The 16378-nt window shown below is 62.6% G+C and carries 20 protein-coding genes; 7 read left to right on the top strand and 13 right to left on the bottom strand.

Features of this window, described 5'->3' with window-relative positions; genetic code table 11:
• Positions 1 to 45: 45 nt before the first annotated feature.
• On the bottom strand, positions 46 to 945 hold the full coding sequence (locus tag ACODSO_RS11860; protein ID WP_489037156.1) for a LysR family transcriptional regulator: 900 nt from the start codon (positions 943 to 945) through the stop codon (positions 46 to 48).
• A 114-nt stretch (positions 946 to 1059) separates the two neighbouring features.
• Here ACODSO_RS11860 and ACODSO_RS11865 point away from each other — a divergent pair, with 114 nt between their 5' ends.
• Complete coding sequence (locus ACODSO_RS11865) at positions 1060 to 1812, top strand: SDR family oxidoreductase (protein WP_489037157.1); 753 nt, start codon at positions 1060 to 1062, stop codon at positions 1810 to 1812.
• A 69-nt stretch (positions 1813 to 1881) separates the two neighbouring features.
• On the top strand, positions 1882 to 3159 hold the full coding sequence (gene glsA / locus ACODSO_RS11870) for a glutaminase A (RefSeq protein ID WP_489037158.1): 1278 nt from the start codon (positions 1882 to 1884) through the stop codon (positions 3157 to 3159).
• 28 nt (positions 3160 to 3187) lie between these two features.
• Here glsA and ACODSO_RS11875 read toward each other — a convergent pair whose 3' ends face one another.
• Positions 3188 to 3931: a hypothetical protein gene (locus tag ACODSO_RS11875; RefSeq protein ID WP_489037159.1), complete on the bottom strand. Its 744-nt coding sequence runs from the start codon at positions 3929 to 3931 to the stop codon at positions 3188 to 3190.
• Between the two features lie 46 nt (positions 3932 to 3977).
• The gene (locus ACODSO_RS11880) at positions 3978 to 5165 is read right to left on the bottom strand and encodes an epoxide hydrolase family protein (RefSeq protein ID WP_489037160.1); all 1188 of its coding nucleotides are present in this window, start codon (positions 5163 to 5165) and stop codon (positions 3978 to 3980) included.
• Positions 5166 to 5253: 88 nt separating this feature from the next.
• Here ACODSO_RS11880 and ACODSO_RS11885 point away from each other — a divergent pair, with 88 nt between their 5' ends.
• Positions 5254 to 5832, top strand: a complete 579-nt coding sequence (locus tag ACODSO_RS11885) for a CGNR zinc finger domain-containing protein (RefSeq protein ID WP_489037161.1) — start codon at positions 5254 to 5256, stop codon at positions 5830 to 5832.
• Between the two features lie 3 nt (positions 5833 to 5835).
• Here ACODSO_RS11885 and ACODSO_RS11890 read toward each other — a convergent pair whose 3' ends face one another.
• On the bottom strand, positions 5836 to 6468 hold the full coding sequence (locus tag ACODSO_RS11890) for a TetR/AcrR family transcriptional regulator (RefSeq protein WP_489037162.1): 633 nt from the start codon (positions 6466 to 6468) through the stop codon (positions 5836 to 5838).
• A 146-nt stretch (positions 6469 to 6614) separates the two neighbouring features.
• Between ACODSO_RS11890 and ACODSO_RS11895 the strand changes: the two genes are divergently transcribed.
• Positions 6615 to 8096, top strand: coding sequence for a flavin-containing monooxygenase (locus ACODSO_RS11895; RefSeq protein ID WP_489037163.1), 1482 nt, complete (start codon positions 6615 to 6617; stop codon positions 8094 to 8096).
• A 4-nt stretch (positions 8097 to 8100) separates the two neighbouring features.
• On the opposite strand, the gene ACODSO_RS11900 is transcribed toward ACODSO_RS11895, so the two are convergent.
• Positions 8101 to 9276, bottom strand: a complete 1176-nt coding sequence (locus tag ACODSO_RS11900; RefSeq protein ID WP_068372518.1) for a CocE/NonD family hydrolase — start codon at positions 9274 to 9276, stop codon at positions 8101 to 8103.
• A gap of 136 nt (positions 9277 to 9412) precedes the next feature.
• Between ACODSO_RS11900 and ACODSO_RS11905 the strand changes: the two genes are divergently transcribed.
• Positions 9413 to 10096, top strand: a complete 684-nt coding sequence (locus tag ACODSO_RS11905) for a TetR/AcrR family transcriptional regulator (RefSeq protein ID WP_068372521.1) — start codon at positions 9413 to 9415, stop codon at positions 10094 to 10096.
• Positions 10097 to 10108: 12 nt separating this feature from the next.
• Here the strand turns inward: ACODSO_RS11905 and ACODSO_RS11910 are convergent, their stop codons facing one another.
• A complete protein-coding gene (locus ACODSO_RS11910; RefSeq protein WP_068372524.1) occupies positions 10109 to 11077 on the bottom strand; it encodes an AurF N-oxygenase family protein in 969 nt (322 codons plus the stop codon).
• 169 nt (positions 11078 to 11246) lie between these two features.
• Here ACODSO_RS11910 and ACODSO_RS11915 point away from each other — a divergent pair, with 169 nt between their 5' ends.
• On the top strand, positions 11247 to 11579 hold the full coding sequence (locus tag ACODSO_RS11915; protein WP_068372527.1) for a hypothetical protein: 333 nt from the start codon (positions 11247 to 11249) through the stop codon (positions 11577 to 11579).
• 256 nt (positions 11580 to 11835) lie between these two features.
• On the opposite strand, the gene ACODSO_RS11920 is transcribed toward ACODSO_RS11915, so the two are convergent.
• Positions 11836 to 12096: a hypothetical protein gene (locus ACODSO_RS11920; RefSeq protein WP_156520288.1), complete on the bottom strand. Its 261-nt coding sequence runs from the start codon at positions 12094 to 12096 to the stop codon at positions 11836 to 11838.
• 110 nt (positions 12097 to 12206) lie between these two features.
• On the opposite strand from ACODSO_RS11920, the gene ACODSO_RS11925 reads away from it, so the two are divergent.
• Positions 12207 to 12305 carry a DUF2510 domain-containing protein gene (locus ACODSO_RS11925; protein WP_082897723.1) on the top strand — a complete coding sequence of 33 codons (99 nt, stop codon included), beginning with the start codon at positions 12207 to 12209 and terminating at the stop codon, positions 12303 to 12305.
• A 478-nt stretch (positions 12306 to 12783) separates the two neighbouring features.
• On the opposite strand, the gene ACODSO_RS11930 is transcribed toward ACODSO_RS11925, so the two are convergent.
• The 6 genes from ACODSO_RS11930 to ACODSO_RS11955 form a co-directional block, all read right to left on the bottom strand.
• Entirely contained in the window at positions 12784 to 13059 is a 276-nt protein-coding gene (locus tag ACODSO_RS11930) for a DUF7218 family protein (protein WP_068372533.1), read from the bottom strand.
• Between the two features lie 50 nt (positions 13060 to 13109).
• Positions 13110 to 13337 (bottom strand): hypothetical protein, encoded by a 228-nt coding sequence (locus ACODSO_RS11935; protein WP_068372535.1) that lies wholly within the window; start codon positions 13335 to 13337, stop codon positions 13110 to 13112.
• A gap of 153 nt (positions 13338 to 13490) precedes the next feature.
• The gene (locus tag ACODSO_RS11940; RefSeq protein ID WP_068372538.1) at positions 13491 to 13793 is read right to left on the bottom strand and encodes a hypothetical protein; all 303 of its coding nucleotides are present in this window, start codon (positions 13791 to 13793) and stop codon (positions 13491 to 13493) included.
• Positions 13794 to 13869: 76 nt separating this feature from the next.
• Entirely contained in the window at positions 13870 to 14718 is an 849-nt protein-coding gene (gene nadE / locus ACODSO_RS11945; protein WP_068372578.1) for an NAD(+) synthase, read from the bottom strand.
• Positions 14719 to 14767: 49 nt separating this feature from the next.
• Positions 14768 to 15277, bottom strand: a complete 510-nt coding sequence (locus ACODSO_RS11950) for a CinA family protein (RefSeq protein WP_068372581.1) — start codon at positions 15275 to 15277, stop codon at positions 14768 to 14770.
• Positions 15278 to 15588: 311 nt separating this feature from the next.
• On the bottom strand, positions 15589 to 16275 hold the full coding sequence (locus tag ACODSO_RS11955; protein WP_068372541.1) for a DUF6766 family protein: 687 nt from the start codon (positions 16273 to 16275) through the stop codon (positions 15589 to 15591).
• Positions 16276 to 16378: the final 103 nt, after the last annotated feature.

Below are 16378 nucleotides of genomic sequence, written 5' to 3' on the forward strand. Positions count from 1 at the left end.
GAGTGGCTGCGCGAGTTGGATATCAGGGCCTCGATGAGTAGTCGTTCACTGATCGCGGCTGCCGGCTTCGAGCAGCGCCGTCCGAGCGTGAGAGATGGTGTGCAGCAGCCACACTGCCTGCACCGGGACGCGCGGGGCGTCGGCGAGGCTCGATACCCGCACCTGCCCGTTCAGAGCCGGGCCTACGGCTGCAGTGACGAGGGCGACTCGGTCCGTTCCTACGACGGCCGTCACCGGAGGTGTTCCCTGAATGGGGTTCACAACCAACGTGGGCTCGAAACCCGCACGTCTACAGGCAGAGACGAGGAAGTCAGTGTAGAAGGAGTGGCCGGGTGGTGCCCACACCACCAGTGGCCAGTCGGCGATGTCCGGCAGTGAGATCTCGTTGCACCGGGCGAGGTCGTGGTTGGAATCGACTGCAATGTTCAGTGTGTCGTAGTGGAGTACCGCAGTGGCGAGATCCGGTGGCGTCATGACTCCGCGTCGCAGTACGACGTCGACGGTCCGGTCCACGAGCTCATCGTGAATTCGGTCCGGGAACATCTGCCGGACGGTCACCGACATCTCTGGCATTGCTGCGCGAAGTGGTTCGATCTTGGTGAAGGCCTCCTCGGATGTGATTGCGGGAGAGTGGCCGACGACGAACGGCTTGGCCGCGCCCCGGGCGGCCCGTTGAGTTGCCGCACCCAACGAGTCGGCGGCAGCGAGGAGCGTCGGGGCACCTTGGCGGAGCTCGAGGCCGGCTGCGGTCAAGACGGTCGAGCGCCCGCGTCGATCGAGCAGTCGTACCCCCAGGTCCTTCTCCAGCTGACGCATGGCACTGCTCATTGCCTGTTGTGAGACGAAGAGCAGGGCCGCGGCGGCAGTCAGCGACCCGGTATCGGCGACGGCAACGAACTGGCGCAGTCGACGGAGGTCGAGCTGCGGGGTCGACTGAGGCGTCATCTATCTCCTCCCACAAGTAATGGTTGTGCAAGCACGCATTCTTTGCGTTTTTCAATTGTGCATCCCGACCCTACCGTTGGTCTCGAGATCGACACCAACGCGAAGGAGATTCGGATGACCAACTCGCTACAGGGCAAATCAGCGGTCGTAGCTGCGGGGGCGAAAAACCTCGGCGGTCTGATCAGCACCACACTTGCCGAGCAAGGCGTCAACGTTGCAGTGCACTACAACAGCGACAGCACCGAGGCCGACGCCGACCGGACGATCGACGCCGCACAGGCAGCGGGTGTCGAGGCCGTGAAGTTCCAAGGCGATCTCACGCGTCCAGCGAACATCGTGAAGCTGTTCGACACAGCTGTCGACGCCTTCGGTGGCGTCGACATTGCCGTCAACACCGTCGGCAAGGTTCTACGCAAGCCGATCGTCGAGACGTCGGAGGATGAATACGACTCGATGTTCGGTATCAACAGCAAGGCTGCCTACTTCTTCATTCAGGAAGCAGGCAAACGAATCAACGACGACGGCAAGGTGATCACAATCGTCACCGCCCTCCTCGCCGCATTGACCGACGGCTACTCGACGTATGCGGGCGGCAAGAGCCCGGTGGAGCATTTCACCCGCGCCGCGGCGAAAGAGTTCGGTGTGCGCGGGATCTCGGTCAACAACATCGCTCCCGGACCGATGGACACACCGTTCTTCTACGGCCAGGAAACCCCGGAGCGCGTCGAGTTTCACAAGTCGCAGGCGTTGAAGAACCAGTTGACGCAGATCGAGGACATCGCGCCGATCGTTCGTTTCCTTGCAAGCGAAGGATGGTGGATCACCGGGCAGACAATCTTCGCCAACGGTGGCTACACAACGCGCTGACCACTAGCGACGGTAGTGCTGTTGTGCCGGTACGAACACTCATGTGAGCCGCCCGAGGAAGGTTTGCCGATGCGCTCGCCCATTCTGGACTATCTAGACAGCATCATCGCTGCTACCGAGCACGTCGTCTCGGGATCGACAGCAGACTACATTCCCGAACTCGCTGCAGCCGATCCGTCTCGTGTGGCGATCGCGTTGTGCACCACCAACGGTACGGTCTATGCCTGCGGCGATACCGACCACCAGTTCACCATCCAGTCGATGTCCAAGCCGTTCGCGTATGCGCTCGCGATCGAGGACCACGGCCTCGAATACGTGCTCGATCGCATCGGCGTCGAGCCGAGCGGTGATGCATTCAACGAACTCTCACTCGACCCGGAGACAGGCAAGCCGCGCAACCCGATGATCAATGCGGGCGCGATCACCACACACGCCCTGATCGAATCCGGCGGGGGGCGAACGGCGATCGATCGTATGCTGGGGTACTTCGGCGACCTGGCGGACCGTCCGATCGAGGTCGACGAGGCGGTGGCGAACTCGGAGCTGAAGACGGCTCATCGCAACCTGGGACTTGCGTACCTGCTGCATGGGTCGGGAGCATTGCCTGCCGATCCCACCGAGTCGGTCACGGGCTATATTCGCCAGTGCGCGGCTTCGGTGACGGTGAGCGATCTCGCCCTCATGGCAGCCACCCTGGCCAACGGCGGCGTGCAACCCAAGACCGGTGAACAGCTTCTCTGCAGGCGCACCAATCGTCACCTGCTCAGTGTCATGGCCTCGTGCGGGATGTACGACGCGGCGGGCAACTGGTTGACGACGGTGGGTATCCCGGCCAAGAGCGGGGTGGCCGGCGGAATCATCGGGGTATTGCCGGGACAGATTGGCGTGGCGGTGTTCTCGCCTCGGTTGGATGCGCACGGCAACAGTGCCAGGGGTGTGGCGATGGTGGAATTGTTGTCCGAGGACATGGGTCTGCACCTGATGGAGGCGACCAGGCCGTCCCGCTCCTCGCTGCGCGAGACGCAGGTCGTCTCCCTCGGCGACGGTACGGAAGCGACTGTCTATGTGTTGCAGGGCGACCTCGTGTTGAGCAGCATCGAGTCGTTGGTCCACGAGATCCTCACTCACCCACCGCGGACAGATCTGGTGATCTTCGACATGAGCCGGGTCGACGAGGTGATGCCCGTAGCGGAACGCACGTCCTCGGAGACGGCCACCACACTGATCGAAGAGGGCTATCGGATCATCGTCGTCGACCCCGAGGGAACCGTCGAGAACTTCACCGACAGCCAAGGCCGGGCCATCGAGCGATGGACACCGGAACAGTTGAGCAACGCGATGGAGTAGAGCACGCGGCCGACTACAAAGGCGAGCACTACCGTTCGGACCGGTGACGAATCCACACGTTCGGCTCGACGTACACCGCCGTCCCGTGCGCGAGATCGCACAGCACCGGCGTAAGGGCTCCAGGAACCTCTACCGGCCCGGAGCTGTCGAACGGTAGGCCGGTCCAATTTCGCCACTCGTCGAGAGTTCCGGGGATGACCATCGACCGCTGAGCGACGCCGTCGATGCGTCCTCCTGCTCGCACATGGACGCGCAGCCACGGGTCGGCGGGTAGTCCGTCGGCCCGCGTTCGGTAGGCGTAGGTGCTCATCGGCTCGTCGATGTCGGTCTTGCCGTTGGGCCGCAGCGGAACAATCAGTTCGTCGAATCCGAGCCTGCGACTGTTATCTCTCAACGCGACGAGCAGCGTCGACGACAGTCCACGCCCTTGCGCGTGTGGTGCCACAGCGATTTCGAGGGCGCAGACGGCGTTCGGAATCCGGCCGGTGAGCCGAGTGCTCATGCCGCGTCGGATCGCGCCGTCCCAGCCATCGCTCGGTAGCGGGTCTCCGTCGGGGAGATGGAACGGGATCGAATATGCCTTCCCGACGACGGTGCCAGTCTCGTCCTGGCATACGAGTACGTAGTCGGCAAACAGCTCGACGACGTCGGGTGTGTAGTACATCTGTGCGATGGGATCGCGCGTCACGAATGTCGGCCACGAGTCCGGCATGCTCCACACAGCATCGGCGAGATCGGGTCGATCGGCGAGGACTGAGACGGTGAGGCCCATGACGCCATGGTGTCAACACTCGGAGGTGCTTGTCGACCCGTATTTATTACAGCACAGCGTATTCGGACGGAATCCGTTCACCGGCAAGCACAGCCGCGAGGCCTTCCTGTAGATCCTTGACGAAGTAATCGGGAACCTCCAGCGACGGGAAATGTCCTCCGGTGTCGGGTGTCCTCCATCGGACGATATTTCGGAATCGCTCCTGCGCCCAGGCGCGTGGGTACTTCTCGATGTCGCGGGGATACGTGGTGATCGCTGACGGGACGTCGACCCGAAGTTCGGGATCGAGCGAGTTGTGGCTTTCGTAGTAGATGCGGGCCGATGATGCGCCGGACCGTGTCAGCCAGTACAGGGTGACGTTGTCGAGGATGCTGTCCATCGAAATCGCTTCGAACGGGCTGTCTTCGGTGTCTGTCCACTCGGCGAACTTGTCGAGGATCCAGGCCAGAAGTCCGACGGGTGAGTCGACGAGCGAGTAGCCGATGGTCTGCGGCCCGGTTGCCTGCTGCTTCGCGTACGCCGCGCGGTGGTGCCAGAACTGGTGGGTCTCCTCGGTCCACTTGAGCTCGGCCGCCGTCAGCCCGTCCGTCGACAACCCCGGCGGGGCCTGCGCGAACGTGGTGTGGATACCGAGAACGTGCGACGGGAACCTGCCGCCGAGGATCGTGGTGATCACACCTCCCCAGTCGCCGCCGTGGGCCACGAACGTGCTGTATCCGAGCCTTCCCATCAGTTCCACCCATGCGGCCGCGATCTTTTCGGTTCCCCACCCCGTGTTGGTCGGCTTGTCGCTGTAACCGAAGCCCGGCAGCGACGGGACCACGACGTGGAAGGCCGGAGCGTCCGTGTCTGTCGGATTTGCCAACTCGTCCACCACATCGATGAACTCGGCAACGCTGCCCGGCCAGCCGTGCGTCAAGATCAGAGGAGTGGCATCTGTGCGCCCGGATCGGCGGTGCAAGAAGTGAATTCCCAGACCATCGATGACCGTGCGGAACTGGTCGATCTGATCGAGGCGCGCTTCGAATGACCGCCAGTCGTATTCGGTGCGCCAGTAGTTCACGACGTCGATGAGGTCGACGAGCGGAACTCCTTGTTCCCAACGGCGAGGGCCGGGCTTGGCCGACGAGACCGTCTCGGCTTCCGGCAGCCGTGCCGCGGCTAAACGTGCGCGGAGATCGTCGAGGTCATCTTCAGGTGCGTGGGCTTCGAAGGGGTGTACGTCGGTGGTCATCGGCTTCGCATTCCTTGATCGTCGGTGGAACCGGCTTAGATGGTTCTAACAGTTCCTCGCGCCGCAAGCAACCGGCTAAGCTGGTTCCATGGATGCTGGCCACCCCGATTTTCGTCTCGGTACCGTGCTGGCGACGAGTTTCACGGCGACTCTGACCGAACGTCGTGGCGACGCTGTGGAACGCATTCCTACGCCGCAGCGACTCGTCGATTGGCTGGCCGTGAGTGGTCTGACCGTGGAGTCCTGCACCGCTGCTCAGCTCGACCTCGCTCGGGAATTGAGGGAATCGATTCACGCTGCCGCGACAGCTGCCGCGACCCAGGGGGTTCTCCCTGCACCAGCTGTCCGCGTCATCAATGACTGCAGCAGTCAGGGGCGGGCCGCAGCGATTCTGACGCCCGAGGGCGATCAGCGCTGGCGCCTCAGGGCGGCGTCCGACGGCGTCGTAGATGCCCTGGGAGTCATCGCCGCTGACGCGATCGGCATCATCGCAGGGGAACGAGACGGGAGATTGGCCCTCTGCGCATCGCCGACCTGCCACGCTGCCTTCTTCGACACCAGCCAAAGCCGCACCCGCAAATGGTGCGACATGAACACGTGCGGCAACCGTCAGAAGAAGGCGCGATTCACCGCGAGCAGGCGCAAGAACTCCGCATCAGCGGACTGATCGTCACTCTCGCGCGGAGATCCCGTCGTACATAACCCGTCTGATGGCGGTGCCCATGCGTTCCTGGGCGGCCGGGTCGGGTTCCCTCAATGCGGCAAGAACCCCGGAGAGAATCATGCCGTTGATGGCTCGGGCAGTGGATTCGATGTCGAGATCGGTGCGTAGATAGCCGATCTCGACGCCATGTTCGAGGTAACCGGCAGTCAGTCCTACGGCGACTTCGTGGAAGTCCAACACCCGTTCGCGCATGTCGGCGTCGATTCCGGCGGCTTCGAGGACGAGGAAGCGTGCGATCCTCGGATCCGAGCCGAAGACCGATGCGAGGGCGTCGCCGATTCGTGCCGTCTGGCGACGGTAGTCGGCCAGGCTGCTCGCCGCCTCGGGGGCGTTTTCTGCGGTCAGTGACCCGACCACTCGTTCGATGAGATCGGTGATGACGTGGTCGACGATGTCGCGCTTGTTCTCGTAGTACCGGTAGAAGGTGCCGTGACCGATACCGAGCCGTGCGGCGATGTCGGCGATCCCGGTGGCGTGATATCCGCGCTCCGCGAAGCACTCGAACGCGGCTTCGACGATTTCCCGTCGTAACTCTTGTTTCTTCCGCTCGGCACGAGTCAGAGATGAACCCACGGTCATGGGGCTCAGCCTATTGCATAGCGCACAAAACTGACATACCGTTCCGAAAGTGACGTCAGATACCGACGCGTGTAGGTGGCGGCCGAGATTGCTCACGACATCGAACACCTGACCGGCACGCCCACCTCGATCTTTAGGAGATGTTCATGGTCACGGACTATGACGCCATCATCATCGGCGCCGGATTCGGCGGAATGGGTGCCGCAATCGCGCTCAACCGGCTCGGCTACCACAATCTGCTCATCCTCGAACGCGAGTCGGATCTCGGCGGAACCTGGCACGTCAACCGGTACCCGGGACTGGCCGTCGACATCCCGTCGTCCACGTACTCATACTCCTTCGAACCCAATCCGTACTGGTCGCGGCTCTTCGCGCCGGGCGCGGAGCTCAAGAACTATGCCAGCCACGTCGCCGAGAAATACGGTCTCCGACGGCTCATGCGCTTCGACACCGTCGTCGACGGCGCCACATGGGACGAGGACAACGCCCAGTGGACGGTGAGGTGCAGCGGCGGTGAGCAGCTGACCGCGAAGTACCTGTTCACCGCCACCGGGTTCCTGTCCCAGCCGAAGGTGCCCGACATCGACGGCATCGATACCTTCGCCGGCAAGATCATCCACACCACCGACTGGGATGACACCTACGACCTGACCGGCAAACGCGCCGCGATCATCGGCACCGGCGCCACCGCAGTCCAACTCATCCCCGAGGTCGCCGAGAAAGCCGCCGAACTCACCGTCTATCAACGCACGCCGATCTGGGTGAGTCCGAAACCCGACGTCACCATCCCCGCCGTCGTGCAGAAGACGTTTGCGGCACTGCCGCTGACGCAACGACTCGTACGGATGATCGGCACATCCATTCTGGAGATGATGATGGTCTCCGGTGTACTGCACTACAAGCAGTTGCCGCTGGTGAACAAGCTGGGCGAACTGTGGTGCCGGGCCCATCTGTCCCGTCAGGTGCGGGACCGCGAGCTTCGCCGAAAGCTGACCCCGGACTACTCCTTCGGATGCAAGCGCCCGACCTTCTCCAACGACTACTACCGCACATTCACGAAACAGCATGTGAGCCTGCAGACCTCGTCGATCGTGAGTGTCGACGCCGACGGAATCCGGACCGCCGACGGCACCCGACGTGACATCGACGTGTTGGTGTTGGCCACCGGATTCAACCTCTGGGACGTCAACTTTCCGGCGATCGAGATCATCGGTCGCGGCGGACGCAACCTCGGCAACTGGTGGCGCGAGAACAGATTTCAGGCCTACGAGGGGATCGCGGTTCCGGAATTCCCCAACCTCATCTCCCTCAACAGTCCGTACTCCTACTCCGGACTGTCGTACTTCACGACCATCGAGTCACAGATGAGGCACATCGACCGACTGTTCACCGCGATGCAGGAACGTAACGCAACGGTTTTCGAGGTCACCCACCACGCCAACGACGACTTCCTGGATCGCATGACGGCGAAGGTCGGTGACTCGGTCTTCGCTCTCGGGCAATGCTCGACGGCCAACAGCTACTACTTCAACCAGCACGGTGAAGCGACACTGCTCCGGCCGAGCTCCACACTCAGCACGTACCGCCAGGCAAGCAGCTTCCCGCTCGACGATTACGACTACGCCTGAGACCTCAGGCGAGGGGAACGTCGGTCGGCACAGTGACGAAGCTCGGTCGCTGGGGATCGAGGACGAGATGTTGTGGGGCCAATTGGGATTCGTTGAGCAGGGGTCGCGGGAGCAGACCCTTGGGGAAGTTACCGGCGAAGATGTCCACCCGAAGCCTGTGTCCTGGTTGGAGTACCGCGTCGGTCTTGCGGACCGATGCCGCGAGCTGCCCTGAGGTGAGAGCGGTGGAAGTGCCGTCGGGTGCCACGTCGTTGAGTGTGGCGGTCCAGTAGCCGTCGGTGGTGTCGAGCATCGTTTCGAGGTGGACGTTGACCGGCCCGGAGATCTGGGTGGCCGCTCCCACCGGTGCGCTCGTGAATGTCTGGGCCGAGTGTTCGGCAATGCGCGAGTCCTTGCCGCAGGCATCCAGAATTGCGGTGATCCCTGCCAATCCTTGTGCGCTGTCCTGTGAGCACAGCGTCGCCAGCCCCGGTGCGACGGTTAGCGTCCCGGCGCTGCGGGTGTCGGTCCGAAGGCTGCCGTCGTGTACCGCATGAGGGCTCGTGCCGCTCGATTCCGGGTCGAGGTACATCCGCTGATAGTTCATTCCGGGCCGCGGGAACGATGGCAGGCTCGCCCAGGGTCCGCCTTGCTGCTTGACCGTGACTGGGCCGTAACTGTCGATTCCGTTGTCGATGCCCTCGAGCCAGTGGTCGAACCATGCGCGCTGCAGGACGTCGAGACGTGGTGGTGCACCCGGTGTTCCGAATTGCGCGGCGGGGCCCAGGTGGTACGTGTCGCCCATGATCAGTTGCTTGTGCCCGGGTGGTAGTGGAATCGCGTTGTACATCCGGGGTTGGCTGTTGGTGAAGATGTCGTGCCAGCCTCCGTACAGCATGGTCGGGACGCCGATGTTCTCTGGATGCGATACGAGATCGGTTCGTATCGAGGAGTTATCGGTGAGCAGCGCCTCCAGTTCCGGGGGCACGGTGTCGATCGACTCGGTGACCAGTGCTGCGATGAGTAGGTCGAAGAAGACGGCCGGGTGCTCGAGTCGGCTCCGTAGCCACTGTTGATCGAAAGTGCCGTTCGCGAGGGACTGTACGTCCGGGACGAGCTTGAGGGCATTGACCGCGGTCAACCACGGCAGAAGGAACCCGATGCCGACACCGCCTCCGGGGGCGATGATGTCGCGTCCCATCGGTCTCCGATAAGCGTGTCCCACCTGATCGGCCGCTGGGGCGAGGTGAGGAGCGGTAAGGCTGCGCCGCTGCAGATACCTTAGACACTGTGTCTCATACAGTCCAGCATTCGGGCCGCTGACTATCGTGTTCGCCATGGCCAACGAACGTGATCAGCCCGGATCCGCGGTAGACGGACGTACCGTGCGATGGGCGGATCACAAGGCGGAGCGCCGCGCGAGAATTCTCGACGCGGCCGTCGCTGTCATCGGCGAGGAGGGGCCCGACGTCGGGGTTGCGACGATTGCGCGACGCGCCGGCGTTCCACGGTCCGTGGTGTATCGAGTGTTCGAAGATCGTTCCGATCTCGATGAGCAAATACGCATTCGGATTCTGGGGATTCTGCTCGACCGCCTGGCCATGGACCCCATGGGAACCATCGGAGAAGCCGTCGCCGACGGAGTGGACAGCTACCTGAGCTGGGTGGTCAAGTTTCCGCAGTTGCACCTGTTTCTGGGCATCGGCTCGGCGAGTCGCCGGACCGCGGGATCACGGACGGTGACCGGTGCGAAAACCGCTGTGGCGGTGAAGGTGGCGGCCGTGCTCGACATGAATCTGCGCGCGCGCAACGCCGATCCGGCATTGGCCGAAACTGTGGCATTCGGGTTGATCGGGCTGATCGATCACAGCGTCAACAGATGGCTCGCCAATCCCGAGCGGACCATCGACGAGCAGCAGCTGGCCGAGTTCTTGAATCTGTCTATCTGGCAAGTACTGGACGGGGTGGCCAAGCACGCGGGGATCGAGATTCGACCGAGCGATCCGGTCATCTACTCGTAGCGCAGCGGCAGGTCAGGAAGCCCGGGTGAGGGGTTCGCTGCGATAGCGCGAAGGCCGGCCGTCGATACGCATTGCCTTCCACACTCGACGCGAGAAGCGATTCATCAGTCCCAGTTCGGTGCACAGCATGCGCACGTCACCGAACATGTCGCGCAGAACCTTGCTCGAGTGCTCGCTGTCCCACCACACCTCGTCGACGACCTCTTTGGGAATTCCGAGGTCGCGCTGCATCTTTCGGGTGGGTTTGAGGATGGCGTCGCACAATACGCGCATGACGATCGGCGTGGCGACGCCCATGATGGCCCGTTGACGCGCGCTCAGCTTGGGTGCTTTGTACTGCAGATATTGGTGCGCGAAACCGATGTGTCGTGCTTCCTCGGCCACGTGGATCTGCATGATGCGGGTGACAAGCGGGTGACGCTCGTGCCCGCTGCGCAGCATGGTCTTCTGAACATGGTCGATCGGTTCCTCGCCGGCCAGAACTCCCACGAAGAATCCGAAGGGAAGCGGGGCAGCGGCCAAGGGCATGAGCGGTGCGAGCTTTCGGAACCAGCGCGGTCCGCCGGCAACGTCGATTCCGATGCGGTTGACCAACTCCTGGAACATCTGAGTGTGGTGGCACTCCTCGGTCGCTTCGTGGGTGGAGTAGCGAAACTCCGGTGAGTTGTTCGGCAGCGACAGCGCGTAGTGCATGAGGCCGCTGATGAGGATCTGCTCGAACTGCAGACCGACTTTCATGGTGTTGGCCTGCATGTACATGCCGATCTCGATCTGCCGTTGCACTGGCAGCGATCGGTACCACGTGGTGGAGCCGAGTGGGTCGAACGAAGGCAGGACCCAACGTGGATCATCGGGAATCACCGCGTAGTCGGGGTCATCCCACGGGATGTCGACGAAGGCATCGAAATGTTGGTGCACCGAGGCGGTGGAGAGTGTCTGCAGGGTTTGCTCGTACGCGATTCGCGTTGTGCTCGCAGTCATGGTGACGAGGTCCTTCCGAGCGAGACGATCGCCCAAACATCTACATTGGACAAGCTGTCCCACTCACATTAGTGCAACGCGGTGTTACAGACAACAATGGACGCGAGATTTCCGGGCGCACTAGCTCTTCCGATACCCCGTGTCCGGATTGTGTCGGTATCGTGGATTCATGGGCAGCAGCACCATCGACGACGGCTCCCACCAGGGTGGTGGCCGACGACGGTGGCGCGCGAGCGACGGCACGACGGCCATCGGCGTGGTGTTGGGAATTCTGCTGCTCGTGGGCGTGCTGGCGCGATTCTGGGTGATGATCCTCGCGGTCGTGATCATCGCCATCGCGGTGTGGTTGATACACGACAGCAGGGTGCAGCGGCAGGTCCGCCGCGATCTGGAAGAGCGGAGAATCGCAGACCTACGGTCGCGAGCAGACGCCGAGCATCAAGCCTTCCTTCGAGGCGAACGCCGTGGGCTGTACGGGCAATACGAGCCGCCGGAATTGTGAGCCGGTCACCAGTAATCGAACGAACAAATGCAGACGCCGACGCCCATTGCCATGATTCAGTAGGTGAGTAACCATGGATGTGAAGCGATTGCCGGTCACGCTCGACAGTGAGGACCAAGCCGAGGTGGCAGTGTTTTCCGACCCGAATCGCCTCGAATCAGCCATCCTGCGTGAGTGGGCGCAGCAGAATCACATCACCGTCCGTGACAATTCCGAGTCAGGGATCGTGCGTGCGTTGCTGCGTGCAGGTGCGGAATCACTTCGCGAGAAGGCGCTGGAAACCGGCTATGCCGCGCTTGCCAAGGACCAGGAGGACGGGCTTGGCGAGCAGCGCACGCGCGGTCCAGTCCAGCCAGAACGGCCAGTCACAGTCGCTGGGGCTCGGCGGAGTGTGCCGCTGAGTTGCGTTGTGGCGGTTGGTGTTCTCCGCGTTGGTAGGTTTCTTCAGCAGATCGGCAAGTGGCACGGTCAAGTTGACGTTGACTCCGCTCGATCCGGTGCCTGTCCGGGCGTGCAAGTAGCGATCAAGGAGTTCGCTGAGTCTGTCGGCGTTGCGTCTGTCTGGTGTGCGTGTGCGTGAGCGGGCTGGGTGTCGCAGAGACGGAAGTCGAGAGCAAGGAGCTCCCCATGACGACGCCCGCCGGATGGCATCCAGACCCGGAAGGCTCCGGGCAACTTTGGTGGTGGGACGGGCAACAGTGGACCTCGGAAGTGGGCAAGGCCTGATCGACCAGCTGATGTACGAGGGCTTCACCTATGAGCAAGCGCAGTACGGAGTCGATCAGGCGGGAATTCGACGTTTGGTCATGTGCCAGAGGACGTACGTCGGCGTCTCAGTGGTCATGCGGTTGGACCCGCTCCCAGGAACGAGAGTGAACTACACATGGCAGTTACGAGAGAGCAGTTCGACGTCCGATGGATGGAGGTCGAAGATGCCGCGTTGGCAGTGGGATCGAAGACCATGTTCGACGGGAGTGCGGACGAATAGATGTGGACTGAACCTGATCCGTCGAGAGTCGAGATCGGCCGGTTCTACCCTCACGCCACCGATGTGGTGTGGCGAGCGATCACCGACCCGACTCTGCTCGAACGGTGGCTGATGCCATCGACTGGGTTCGTGGGTGCGGTCGAAGGAACACACTTTCGCTTACACCGAGTTCGTCTGCAGCGCGTGCTGCAGCTGGCTGAACTCCGCCCAGCTCGATCAGTGGTTGCGAAGTGCGTCTATCAGTTCGTCTTTCTTAAGCTTCGAATAGCCGTCGATTCCGAGCTCTTTGGCGCGGTCGGTGAGCTCGTCGACGGTCCAGTCCTCGTACGACGGTGAATTCCCGCCCTTCTTCCCCACATTTCCTCGACCCTCGTTGGCCGCTGCGTTGGATATTCGTGCCGCCTTCTCCTTCGAGTTGCCCTCGTCGCGCAGTTTCTCGTAGAGGCCTTGGTCTTTCAGCTGCGGTTGATTGTCGGACTTGTTCGTCGGCATCCTCGTTCCTTTCGCTTGTAATCTTCCCCCGCGTTTTCGTTGGGGCTTCCCTACAGCGCTACCCGCTCGGGAATGGAGCGTACGTTCGGAAAGTGTTGTCGGTCTGCGCTACTCTCGGCAACCGTGGACACGGCGTAGGTGCCCCGACTGGCGATGCCTACCGGCGAAATTGCGGACTCAGGTGCTACATCGAGGCCGAGAATCGATGCCCACCACGCTCGCTGCTGGGGTGTCTCTGTCCAGATCACTACCGAGTCGGTATCTGCGTCCTGATGCATGCGTGCCCTCCGCCCTCTTTGCTGTCGTCGTTCACCACGCACATGTATTCCCTTCACGACCATCGGTCAAACCCGATCCGACCGCGTACTGCAGGGTGGTTGACCAGACGATCCTGGACCCGGAGCTTCGACGCAGAACGTTGTTGAACTCGGTCAGTGTGCGCCGGGATCGGTCAGGTCGCGGCCTTCCTTGGCGTTGACTCGTTTGCGTTCGAGCAGCACAATCGTCAGACCGGCCGCGAACAGTACGACGGTTGCGATGGAGCCGATCCAGACCCATCCGCCGAAGCCGTAACCAGCAGCGGTCAGGGTCAGTCCGAGGGCCGCGAGGGCAACGCCGATGCACAGGTATCCGGGCCAGTTGCGGACATCTTCGAGTGCTTCACCGGCATGCTCGCGAACGGAGTTGGCGCTGTCGGCGGTGTAGTCGTCACTGCGTACGTTGTCGTCGGTCATCAGTTCCCTCCAGGGTCGTGTCGGCTGTTGGGTGGGTTATTTTCGGCGTCGTCTCTGCGGTGGCGTTGTACGCCGATCAGGTGCCGTCGTCTACCGCACTGCGCCACCACCGATCGTCGGGGCCTACGGGTGTGGTGCGTTTGTGCCGGGTCTTGTCGAACCACTGCTCGATCGTGTGCGCGACGTCGTCGTCGACGGGATCGCCCTGCAGGTAGGCATCGATCTGCCCGTAGGTGACCCCGAGAGCTTGCTCGTCGGGCAGAGCGGGCCGGTCGTCCTCGAGATCGGCGCTCGGTACTTTCGTCCACGTCGATTCGGGGGCATCGAGATGCCGGAGAAGCTGTGCACCCTGACTTTTGGTGAGCCCGAACAGCGGGGTGAGGTCCGCTCCGCCGTCGCCGTACTTGGTGAAAAAGCCTGTTACCGCTTCGGCGGCGTGATCGGTACCGACCACGAGCAGGTCCTCTTGGCCGGCGATGGCGTACTGAGCGATCATCCGTTCGCGGGCTTTGATGTTGCCGCGGACGAAGTCGTCGAGCTGCTCCACATCGAGGGCTGCCGCCGCCGAGCGTGCTGATGCGTCGACCGCATCCTTGATGTCGACGGTGACCGTCCGATCCGGGGCGATGAAGTCCAGCGCGATGTCGGCGTCGGCTTCATCTGCCTGTGTCCCGTAGGGCAAGCGTACGGCGACGAATGTGGCGCGTCCGCCGAGTTCGATCACCTCGCGCGCGGCAAGTTGTGCGAGTTTTCCGGCCAGGGTGCTGTCCTGTCCGCCGCTGATGCCGAGAACGAAACCGGCCGCTCCGCTGACGCGCAGGTAGTCGGCGAGAAACGTGACGCGGCTGCCGATCTCGGCGGAGGGACCGATCGAGGGCCTCACACCCAGTTCGTGCTGGATCGTGGTTCTCACGGTGAAGTCCATGCTGTTCTTCCTTTCTTCCTTGCCGAATACGGTCACTTCGGTTGGGACCTCAGGCGTGAGCGCGTACGCGGGCGTGACGGAGGAGGCTGTCGAGGGCGAACGAGAGTGTTTGCGCCAGTACCTCTTCGGGGTCGCCGTCGAACTCTTTGCACTCGGACCTGACGTTTCCGCGGTCGTAGACCGCCGCCCACACGGTGCCCGGCGGCTGGTCCTCCTGACTCTGCGGTCCGGCTTCGCCGGTGACCGCGATTGTCAGGTTCGCTCCCAGCAGCGTGGCGGTCGATCGTGCCATCGCTGCTGCGGCTTGTTCGCTGACCACCGGGCCGTCGGGGACTTCGAGCAGGGTGTGTTTGACCTTTTCGTGATAAGCGACGATTCCGCCCCGGTACCAGTCCCCCGACGACGATGCTTTACCGAGCATCGCTGCGAGGTTGCCGGTGGTCAGCGACTCGGCGGTGCCGATGGCGATGTCGTAGGTGACGGCGAGTTCGGCGATCTTCTCGCATATCTGCGACAGCTGGGGTTCGGTGGCGATGCGTTGCTCGGGGGCGGTGCTCATGGCGTGCTCCGGAGTGTCGGGATGTGCCGCGGGCAGCGGCGGCGCATCGGCGGCGGTGTCGCCGGAAGGCTTCAGCGACCGAAGGTACGGCGGCAAGATTGCAGGGTGCGAGATGTCATCTCTCGGGCCTCGGTTGCTCGTCGCCGGTGCACGGGCGAGTACGCCCGAGCTCTTTCAGAGGCTTCCACGCATCGGCGCGGACGAAACACACAACGAAGAATTCTTCCGCGGCGAGCGCAGGGTTTGCATATGGATTCGGAGCTGACCCCCGTACCAGTCAAAGTCAGGGTCTGCGACGTTCCCGCCGCGATTCAGCCCTCGACGCCAGTGGCGGTGTGTGAGCTACCGACCGGCTTCGATTCTGGCGAACCACGTTGACGTAGGTATATGGAAAGCACCACCATCGTGGCCACGGCCAGAAATTCGGATTGCCAGTTCTGCAGGGTGCGGTTCCAGAAGTCCGCTGAGCTCGTGTACCCCCGCCAGGACAGGGGCACTTCGAGGTTCTGCAGCTGGCTCTCGTTGTATTCGCTGGTCCCGCTGATCGATTGCGCAAGCCAGGACAAGACGAAGATGGTGCCCATCACCAGTCCGAGGGAGCGCGAATACAGCCTCAGGCGCCACCCACCGGCTCTGGCCCACCGCGGCGATTCGGCATCGGCGTGTACGCCGACACGTTGGTCTTGATCCGACTCGGTGCCGCGACGGCCCAGATTCTTCGACTCCGGCGAGCCCTTCTGCAGCAGCCAGACAGTGGCATAGACGTAGAGGAAGAACTGCAGATACTCCGATTGCCAGTTCTCGGTGACATCGACGGCGAATGCCGACGAGGTCACGTACTGCAGCGTCGAGATCTCGTCGAGTCCGCTGCTGATCTGCTCGTTGTTGTACAGGGCAACCCCGGTGAGGGCCTGCCCGATCAACGCGGCCACGAAAATGAGTCCGAAGAACAAGGCCAGTGCGTTGTCGGCGACTCCGCGCTTGAGTGCCCCGCTCATCGGTGCAGCAATCCGATGGCAGTGAAATATGCTAGCCCCAGCGCAATGACCGCAAGGCACACCCAGAACACTATTTTCATCGCTGCATCACCTTTTCGTCGCC

The organism is Rhodococcus sp. FG69 (assembly GCF_057808915.1).

Bases quoted from the DNA above. Each gene is read 5' to 3' on its own strand.
- ACODSO_RS11880 (WP_489037160.1), bottom strand. From the start codon at position 5,165: ATGACCACCGACGTACACCCCTTCGAAGCCCACGCACCTGAAGATGAC.
- ACODSO_RS11955 (WP_068372541.1), bottom strand. From the start codon at position 16,275: ATGAGCGGGGCACTCAAGCGCGGAGTCGCCGACAACGCACTGGCCTTG.
- ACODSO_RS11950 (WP_068372581.1), bottom strand. From the start codon at position 15,277: ATGAGCACCGCCCCCGAGCAACGCATCGCCACCGAACCCCAGCTGTCG.
- ACODSO_RS11935 (WP_068372535.1), bottom strand. From the start codon at position 13,337: ATGCATCAGGACGCAGATACCGACTCGGTAGTGATCTGGACAGAGACA.
- ACODSO_RS11940 (WP_068372538.1), bottom strand. From the start codon at position 13,793: ATGACCGACGACAACGTACGCAGTGACGACTACACCGCCGACAGCGCC.
- ACODSO_RS11930 (WP_068372533.1), bottom strand. From the start codon at position 13,059: ATGCCGACGAACAAGTCCGACAATCAACCGCAGCTGAAAGACCAAGGC.
- ACODSO_RS11865 (WP_489037157.1), top strand. From the start codon at position 1,060: ATGACCAACTCGCTACAGGGCAAATCAGCGGTCGTAGCTGCGGGGGCG.
- ACODSO_RS11890 (WP_489037162.1), bottom strand. From the start codon at position 6,468: ATGACCGTGGGTTCATCTCTGACTCGTGCCGAGCGGAAGAAACAAGAG.
- ACODSO_RS11885 (WP_489037161.1), top strand. From the start codon at position 5,254: ATGGATGCTGGCCACCCCGATTTTCGTCTCGGTACCGTGCTGGCGACG.
- ACODSO_RS11860 (WP_489037156.1), bottom strand. From the start codon at position 945: ATGACGCCTCAGTCGACCCCGCAGCTCGACCTCCGTCGACTGCGCCAG.
- nadE (WP_068372578.1), bottom strand. From the start codon at position 14,718: ATGGACTTCACCGTGAGAACCACGATCCAGCACGAACTGGGTGTGAGG.
- ACODSO_RS11905 (WP_068372521.1), top strand. From the start codon at position 9,413: ATGGCCAACGAACGTGATCAGCCCGGATCCGCGGTAGACGGACGTACC.
- ACODSO_RS11915 (WP_068372527.1), top strand. From the start codon at position 11,247: ATGGGCAGCAGCACCATCGACGACGGCTCCCACCAGGGTGGTGGCCGA.
- ACODSO_RS11900 (WP_068372518.1), bottom strand. From the start codon at position 9,276: ATGGGACGCGACATCATCGCCCCCGGAGGCGGTGTCGGCATCGGGTTC.
- ACODSO_RS11910 (WP_068372524.1), bottom strand. From the start codon at position 11,077: ATGACTGCGAGCACAACGCGAATCGCGTACGAGCAAACCCTGCAGACA.
- ACODSO_RS11895 (WP_489037163.1), top strand. From the start codon at position 6,615: ATGGTCACGGACTATGACGCCATCATCATCGGCGCCGGATTCGGCGGA.
- glsA (WP_489037158.1), top strand. From the start codon at position 1,882: ATGCGCTCGCCCATTCTGGACTATCTAGACAGCATCATCGCTGCTACC.
- ACODSO_RS11925 (WP_082897723.1), top strand. From the start codon at position 12,207: ATGACGACGCCCGCCGGATGGCATCCAGACCCGGAAGGCTCCGGGCAA.
- ACODSO_RS11875 (WP_489037159.1), bottom strand. From the start codon at position 3,931: ATGGGCCTCACCGTCTCAGTCCTCGCCGATCGACCCGATCTCGCCGAT.